Consider the following 7,617-nt stretch of genomic DNA (forward strand, 5'->3'; position numbering starts at 1 on the left):
GGGACAACGCTCCGCAGGATGGCGAGAAGCACTCAACGAACTCGCCATCGCCTATCCAGGACGCATCAGGTAAACCAGACTTGGCCATCTACCTGCACGAACATTCCACACCTGAAGTTACAGGCTCGAGTAGTCGGCTGTGCCGTGCCGTCCTCAGCTGTGTTGCGCCGTCCGGTGGTGCGCGGTGCCGCGACGCTGTGCTGCGCCGTGACGTAGGTGCTTTGCGCCGTGCCGTACGTGCTGCGTCGTATCGCGCTTCGCTGCGCCCTGTCGTCTCGTGCCGTGTGCGCAGCGCGAGCCGCGCTGCGTCGTGTGCGCGTCGGCGCGTCGTGCTGTGCCGGGCTGTGGCGCGTGCCGAACGTGCTGCGCCTGCTGTGTTGCGTTGGTCGGCGGTGCGCTGTTTTGTGTTGGGCTTCGTGGCGCCCTGCTCACTGTGCTGTGTCGTGCGGCCTCGTGCTTCGGGGCTGGGCGATGGCCTGCGGGGCTTGGGGTGGGGAGTACGGGCTTCCTGGTGTGGGGGAGTCGGTGTGGAAATGGGAAGCCGGTGAAGTTGTTGATCGCGCGGGCGATGCCGGCGGTGTCCTCACGCACCGCCGCCGTGCCGGACTTCCAGATCAGCTCGGTCCGCCACGACGTGAAGGTCCGCTCGTGATCATGCGCGGGGTGGGAGGTTGTGGGGTGGCGGGGGCGGGGTGCTCTTTCTGGGGTTAGTGGGTTCCCCAGGTGTAGGTCTGTTTGCGGAGCTTGAGGTAGACGAAGCTCTCGGTGGAGAGGACGCCGGGGACGGCTCGGATGCGGCCCAGGAGTTCGAGGAGTTGTTCGTCGTCCTCGCAGACCAGCTCGACGAGGATGTCGAAGGAGCCGGCGGTGATGACGACGTAGTCGATGGCCTCGACGGCGGCCAGGTCGTCGGCGATCTTCTCGAGGTCGCCCTCGCACTTGACGCCGATCATCATCTGGCGGGAGAAGCCGAGCATGAGGGGGTCGGTGACGCCGACGATCTGCATGACGCCGGTGTCCAGGAGCTTCTGGACGCGTTGGCGGACGGCGGCCTCGGAGAGGCCGACGGCCTTGCCGATCGCGGCGTAGGAGCGGCGGCCGTCCTGCTGGAGCTGCTCGATGATCTGCTTGGCGGTCTCGTCGAGCGGGACGGCGGTGCGGCGCGGGCCGCCGGCGGGTGGGCGGCGCTCCGGGGCGCGATCCGTCATGGTGACGTCTCCTTGGTGCGGCATCGTGGGTGGGAGTCGGCGGTGGGTGATGGATTCAGTCGTGAAACTCGATCGTAACAACGGAATCCCTTGTCAAAGCGGGGAACCTCTGTCAGGGTCGGGGCCAACGACAGTTACGGCTGCGGCGGCCATCAGGGAAGGGGTCGACGATGACCAGCGAGCAGGCGACCAGGCTGCGCAACTTTATCGGCGGCGAGTACGTCGACGCCAAGGACGGCAGGACGCTGGAGGTGATCGACCCCAGCACCGGCGAGGTATGGGCCTCGTCGCCCAATTCCGGCGCCGAGGACGTGGACGCGGCGTTCCGCGCGGCGGCCGACGCGTTCCCCACCTGGCGTGACGCGACGCCGAAGGACAGGTCGCTGGCCCTGCTCAAGTTCGCCGACGCCGTGGAGGCCCGCGCGGAGGAGCTCGTCGCCGCCGAGAGCCGGGACACCGGCAAGCCGCTGGGGCTGACGGCCGACGAAGAGATCCCGCCGATGGTGGACAACCTGCGGTTCTTCGCCGGGGCCGGGCGCATCCTCGAGGGCAAGGCCACGGCCGAGTACATGGCCGACCACACGTCCTCGATCCGGCGCGAGCCGATCGGGGTGTGCGCGCAGGTCACGCCGTGGAACTACCCGATGATGATGGCGGTCTGGAAGTTCGGGCCGGCGCTCGCGGCGGGCAACACGGTGGTGCTGAAGCCGTCCGACACGACCCCGGCGAGCACGCTGCTGCTGGCCGAGATCGCCGCCGAGTTCCTGCCGCCGGGCGCGTTCAACGTGGTCTGCGGCGACCGCGACACCGGCCGGTCGCTGGTCGTGCACCCGACCCCGCAGATGGTGTCGATCACCGGCAGTGTCCGGGCCGGGATGGAGGTCGCCCGCGCGGCCGCCGACGACCTCAAGCGCGTCCACCTGGAGCTGGGCGGCAAGGCTCCCGTGATCGTGTTCGACGACGCCGACATCGAGTCCGCCGCCCAGGGGATCGCCGGGGCCGGGTTCTTCAACGCGGGCCAGGACTGCACCGCCGCCACGCGCGTGCTCGTGGCCGAGCGGCTCGCGGACGACTTCACCGCCGCCCTCGCCGAGGCCGCGCGCGGCACGACCGTCGGCCCGCCGAACCCGGGCGCGGACTTCGACTTCGGACCGGTCAACAGCCTCGCCCAGCTCGACCGGGTCCAGGGCTTCATCGACCGCACGCCGGACCACGCCCGGCTCGAGGCCGGCGGCGAGCGTGTCGGCGACCGCGGCTACTTCTTCTCCCCGACCGTCGTCAGCGGCCTGCGCCAGGACGACGAGATGGTGCAGAACGAGATCTTCGGCCCGGTCATCACCGTCCAGCGCTTCTCGGACGAGGAGCAGGCCGTCCGGTGGGCCAACGACGTCAAGTACGGCCTGTCCGCGAGCGTGTGGACCCGTGACCACGGCCGCGCCATGCGGATGACCAAGGCGCTCGACTTCGGGGCCGTCTGGGTCAACACGCACATTCCGTTCGTTTCGGAGATGCCGCACGGCGGCTTCAAGCACTCCGGCTACGGCAAGGACATGTCGATGTACGGAGTGGAGGACTACACCCGGATCAAGCACGTCATGCACTACATCGGCGCCTGACGGGCTTCGCCCGCCCCGTCCGGACGGTTCGGCCCGACCATGGAAGCCCGTGGGATCCGCCTTGCGACGTTCCCCCAGCGCCCCTGCCTCAGCCACGCCGCCCTGCCGGTCGGATCGGGAGTGGGACGGCGGATCTGGGCCGCTCGCCCGGATCGCTTCCGTTCCGGCCCTCCGATCACTCCCGGTTCTCCCCGGTGGGAGGACCCGGTGTGGTCGGCTTCGGGACGTCCCGGGAGGGACGGCGACGGTTCCCCCAACCGTCGGGCGTCGCCTCCCGGGGCCGTCCGGCTCACGGCGGCGCTGTCCGACCGTCCGGACTATGGCGATCTCGGGCTGGGGAGCCTCCGGCGCCGGGCCTGCGGGGCGGCTCGGTCTGTTCGGAGACCGTCCGGGCCATCGGCCTTCTGGGCGCTCGGTCGGCGCGGGGCCTGGAGTTCGGGGGCGGCCTGGTGTCGGTGGCTTCTCGCGGCCGGGGAGAGCGGCGAAGGAGTCGGAACGTGATCGCCGGTGCGGAGGACGAATCCGTGTCGGCGCATAGCATCTGGACGTCGCTTCGGCGTGTCCATCGAGGTCGGGACCGTTCGCGGGTCCGGCCGACGGCCGAACCCCCGGCGGGGGAGGCCACCCCCCAGGTGCTCCGTCCAGGGAGCGCCGCCCTCCGATCCCCGTGAAGGACCGTGTCATGACCGAGACCCAGCCCGCGCCCCGCCGCGACGACCCCGGGCGTTCCGAGGAGGCCGTCCCCGCGATCGAGCTCGCCGGGGTGCGGAAGGAGTACCACGCGTACGGCGAGACCGTGGCGGCCGTCCAGAGGGTGGACCTGACGATCGCTCAGGGGGAGTTCTTCTCGCTGCTCGGGCCGTCCGGCTGCGGCAAGACGACCACCATGCGGATGATCGCGGGGTTCGAGGAGCCGTCGGCGGGCGAGGTGTACCTGCACGGCGAGTCCGTGACGGGGGTGCCGGCGAACAAGCGCGACGTGAACATGGTGTTCCAGTCGTACGCGCTGTTCCCGCACATGAGCGTGTTCGAGAACGTGGCGTTCGGGCTGCGCCGCAAGGGGACGTCGAAGTCCGAGGTCGTCGAGCGCGTCACCGAGATGCTGCGGATCGTCGACCTGACCGGGCGGGAGAAGCGGCGTCCGGCGGAGCTGTCCGGTGGGCAGCAGCAGCGGGTCGCGCTCGCGCGGGCGCTGGTGAACCGGCCCCGGGCGCTGCTGCTGGACGAGCCGCTCGGCGCGCTCGACCTGAAGCTGCGGCAGGCGATGCAGGTCGAGCTGAAGCGGATCCAGCGCGAGGTCGGCATCACGTTCGTGTACGTGACGCACGACCAGGGCGAGGCCCTGACGATGTCGGACCGGATCGCGGTGATGAACGACGGGCTGGTCGAGCAGCTCGGGTCGCCGCGGGAGATCTACGAGCGTCCGGCCAGCAAGTTCGTCGCCGGGTTCATCGGCACGTCGAACCTGCTGAGCGGGGAGGCCGTGGAGTCCGGTGGCGGGAAGGCGACGCTGCGGCACGGCGACGGCGGCTGTATCTCGGTGGTCCTGCCGGACGGGCGGAGCGTCGCGTCCGGGGAGACCGTGGAGCTGACCGTCCGCCCGGAGAAGATGCAGATCACGGCGGAGGAGCCGGACGGCGGCCTGTGCCGGGTGCCCGGGCGGGTCAGCGAGGTCGTCTACCTGGGCACCTCGACGAACTACAACGTCACCACGGACGCCGGGGCCGACGTCGTGGTGTTCGTCCAGAACGCCATGAACGCCGAGGACGTCGCGCGCCGCGACGACGAGGTGTGGCTGTCCTGGGAGCCCCAGCACTCCTACCTGATCGGGAGCGCGGAGTGACGGGCCCGCGCCCGTTCGCCGCGGACCCGGCGCTGCTGCGCGGGCTGACGACGCGGCGCGGGTTCCTCGGGGCCGTGGGCGCGCTGGCGGGCGCGGCGGCGCTGTCCGGGTGCAGCATCCCGGGGCGCGGCGGCAACGGGGTCGTCACCCAGGCGATGATCGACAAGTACTGGCGCGGACGCGTCGGAAAAGGCCATGTGAACTGGGCGAACTGGCCCGGCTACATGGAGGACGACCACTCCACGATCAAGCAGTTCTCCAAGGAGACCGGCATCTCGGTCACCTACAAGGAGGCCATCCAGGAGGCCGCGGACTGGTTCGGGAAGATCCAGGCGCCGCTGGCCGCGAACCAGTCGATCGGGTTCGACCTGATGGTGGTCACCAACGGCATCCAGTTCACCGAGCTCGTCGAGCTCGGGTACCTCGCGCCGCTCGACCACAAGCGGCTGCCGAACTTCGCCAAGTACGCGAGCGACAAGGCGAAGCAGCGGTCCTACGACCCCGGCAACGTCTTCAGCGTCCCGTACATGTCGGGGCTGACGGGCATCGCGTACAACACCAAGTACGTGAAGGAGCCGATCACCAGCATCCACCAGCTCTTCGACCCGAAGTACAAGGGCAAGGTCGGGATGATGAGCGACTCCCAGGAACTCGGCAACTTCGGCATGTTCGCGAACGGCGTCGACCCGGAGAAGTCCACCGAGGCCGACTGGAAGCGCGCCGGGGACCTCCTGCGGGGGCAGCGCGACAAGGGGATCGTCCGCAAGTACTACGAGCAGGGCTACATCGACGCCGTCACCAAGGGCGATGTCTGGCTGACGATGGCCTGGTCCGGTGACGTGTACACGCTGTCGAGCCCGGACGTGAAGTTCGTGGTGCCCAAGGAGGGCGGCACGATCTGGAGCGACTGCATGATGCTGCCGAAGACCGCCGCGAACCCGGTGGACGCGATCCGGCTGATGGACTGGCTGTACGCGCCGCAGAACAACGCGCCGCTGACGGAGTTCATCAACTACGTGACGCCGGTCCCGGGCGTCCAGGACGTGATCAAGAAGGAGGCGGCGGCCGCGTCCGGCAAGGACAAGGCCGACCTCGACCGGCTCGCGTCCAGTCCGCTGATCTTCCCGACCGCCGAGGACTACGCGAAGCTGCGCACGTACCGTCCGCTGACGAACGACGAGCTGCCGCGGTACCAGAAGGTCTTCCAGACGATCCCGCAGGGAGCCTGAGATGAGACGGCTGCGCGGGGCGCTGACCCCGTACCTGATGATCCTGCCGGGCGGGCTGTGGATGGCGGTGTTCTTCGTCGTCCCGCTGATCTTCATGTTCTCGGTGTCGATGATGACCGGGAACATCATCGACGGCTTCAAGCAGACCTTCCACTGGCAGAACTACACCGACGGCTTCCACACCTACGGCGACAAGCTGCTGCGGTCGCTCTGGTACGGCCTGATCGCGACGGCCGCGTGCATCGTGCTCGCCTACCCGGCCGCGTACTGGATCGCGTTCAAGGGCGGACGGCGCAAGTCGACGTACCTGTTCCTGCTCCTGCTGCCGTTCTTCGTGTCGTTCGTGCTGCGGACGCTCGCGTGGAAGCTCGTCCTGACCGACAACGGGCCGCTGCTCGGGCCGCTGCGGAACCACGGGCTGGTGCCGGGCGACTTCCACATCCTGGACAGCGGGTTCGCGGTGATCTCCGGGCTGACGTACAACTTCCTGCCGTTCATGGTGCTGCCGATCTACGTGGCGCTGGAGCGGATCGACTACCGGGTCATCGAGGCGTCCTACGACCTGTACGCGAGCCGGACGCAGGCGTTCCTGCGGGTCGTCCTGCCGCTGTCGCTGCCGGGCGTGTTCGCCGGGGTGATCATGACGTTCGTGCCGGTGGCGTCCGACTACGTCAACTCCGAGGTGCTGGGCGGGCCGAACAACGTGATGATCGGCCACATCATCCGCACCGAGTACTTCGACAACAGCTCCTACGCGCTCGCGTCGGCGCTGTCGTTCTCCCTGATGGCGCTGCTGCTCGTCGGGATCTTCGCCTACGCCCGCGCGCTGGGCACCGAGGACGTTCTGGAGGCGGCGGGACGATGACGACCACTCTGGAGAAGCCCTCGGCGACCGGACGGCCCGCGCCCGCGAAACGGCGCCGGCCCCGGGTCGAGCGGGACGGCCTGGGCCTGCGGATCTACACCTGGCTGATCATCGCGTGGCTGATGCTGCCCATCGGGATCATGATCCTGTTCGGGTTCAACGACACCCACAGCAAGCAGAACTTCCAGTGGGAGGGCTTCACGCTCCGCTGGTACCGGCACCTGTTCGACAAGAGCGACCTGACCCAGGCGCTCTGGAACTCGCTGTCGATCGCGCTGCTCAGCACCGTGATCACGACCGTCCTCGGGACGTTCGCCGGGATCGCGCTCGGCCGGTTCCGGTTCCGCGGCAAGGGTATGACCAACCTGGTGCTGTTCGCGGCGATCTCCTGCCCGGAGATCGTGATGGGCGCGTCGCTGCTGTCGATGTTCGTCAGCCTCGACCTGCCGCGCGGCTACTGGACGGTCCTGATCGCGCACGTGATGTTCTCGATCTCGTTCGTCGCGGTGACCGTCCGGGCCCGGGTCGTCGGCCTCGATCCCAAGGTCGAGGAGGCCGCCAAGGACCTCGGGGCCGGGCCGGTCGCGACGTTCCGGCTGGTCACGCTGCCGATGATCATGCCGGGCGTGGTGTCGGGCGCGCTGCTGGCGTTCGCGCTGTCGATCGACGACTTCGTCATCACCAACTTCACCAGCGGCTCGACGGTGACCTTCCCGCTGTGGGTGTACGCCTCGACCCGCACCGGCACCCCGCCGCAGGTGAACGTGATGGGGACCCTGATCTTCGCGGCCGGCGTGGTGCTGGCCGTGATCTCCGCCCGGCGCGGCGCGCGCCGCACCTGACCGGCCCGCCGTCC

The 7,617-nt window shown here is 69.2% G+C and carries 6 protein-coding genes; 5 read left to right on the forward strand and 1 reads right to left on the reverse strand.

Annotated elements, in window-relative coordinates; translation table 11 throughout:
• Positions 1-707: 707 nt before the first annotated feature.
• Positions 708-1,208, reverse strand: a complete 501-nt coding sequence (locus EBO15_RS42030) for an Lrp/AsnC family transcriptional regulator (protein WP_122200023.1) — start codon at positions 1,206-1,208, stop codon at positions 708-710.
• 170 nt (positions 1,209-1,378) lie between these two features.
• On the opposite strand from EBO15_RS42030, the gene EBO15_RS42035 reads away from it, so the two are divergent.
• The 5 genes from EBO15_RS42035 (at position 1,379) to EBO15_RS42055 (ending at position 7,603) form a co-directional block, all read left to right on the forward strand.
• Positions 1,379-2,824, forward strand: coding sequence for a gamma-aminobutyraldehyde dehydrogenase (locus EBO15_RS42035; protein WP_122200024.1), 1,446 nt, complete (start codon positions 1,379-1,381; stop codon positions 2,822-2,824).
• A 682-nt stretch (positions 2,825-3,506) separates the two neighbouring features.
• Positions 3,507-4,667: an ABC transporter ATP-binding protein gene (locus EBO15_RS42040; protein ID WP_122200025.1), complete on the forward strand. Its 1,161-nt coding sequence runs from the start codon at positions 3,507-3,509 to the stop codon at positions 4,665-4,667.
• Positions 4,664-5,896, forward strand: a complete 1,233-nt coding sequence (locus EBO15_RS42045; protein ID WP_233616845.1) for an ABC transporter substrate-binding protein — start codon at positions 4,664-4,666, stop codon at positions 5,894-5,896. The genes EBO15_RS42040 and EBO15_RS42045 overlap by 4 nt, the downstream gene beginning before the upstream one ends.
• A 1-nt stretch (position 5,897) precedes the next feature.
• A complete protein-coding gene (locus tag EBO15_RS42050) occupies positions 5,898-6,761 on the forward strand; it encodes an ABC transporter permease (protein ID WP_122200026.1) in 864 nt (287 codons plus the stop codon).
• Positions 6,758-7,603 (forward strand): ABC transporter permease, encoded by an 846-nt coding sequence (locus tag EBO15_RS42055; RefSeq protein WP_122200027.1) that lies wholly within the window; start codon positions 6,758-6,760, stop codon positions 7,601-7,603. Before EBO15_RS42050 ends, EBO15_RS42055 begins: the two co-directional genes overlap by 4 nt.
• Positions 7,604-7,617: the final 14 nt, after the last annotated feature.

The organism is Actinomadura harenae, from assembly GCF_003696215.1.
Lineage (GTDB): Bacteria > Actinomycetota > Actinomycetes > Streptosporangiales > Streptosporangiaceae > Spirillospora > Spirillospora harenae.

What these genes read in the sequence shown, in the direction of transcription:
- EBO15_RS42030 (WP_122200023.1), bottom strand. Translation starts at nt 1,208, where the DNA reads ATGACGGATCGCGCCCCGGAGCGCCGCCCACCCGCCGGCGGCCCGCGC.
- EBO15_RS42035 (WP_122200024.1), top strand. Translation starts at nt 1,379, where the DNA reads ATGACCAGCGAGCAGGCGACCAGGCTGCGCAACTTTATCGGCGGCGAG.
- EBO15_RS42040 (WP_122200025.1), top strand. Translation starts at nt 3,507, where the DNA reads ATGACCGAGACCCAGCCCGCGCCCCGCCGCGACGACCCCGGGCGTTCC.
- EBO15_RS42050 (WP_122200026.1), top strand. Translation starts at nt 5,898, where the DNA reads ATGAGACGGCTGCGCGGGGCGCTGACCCCGTACCTGATGATCCTGCCG.
- EBO15_RS42055 (WP_122200027.1), top strand. Translation starts at nt 6,758, where the DNA reads ATGACGACCACTCTGGAGAAGCCCTCGGCGACCGGACGGCCCGCGCCC.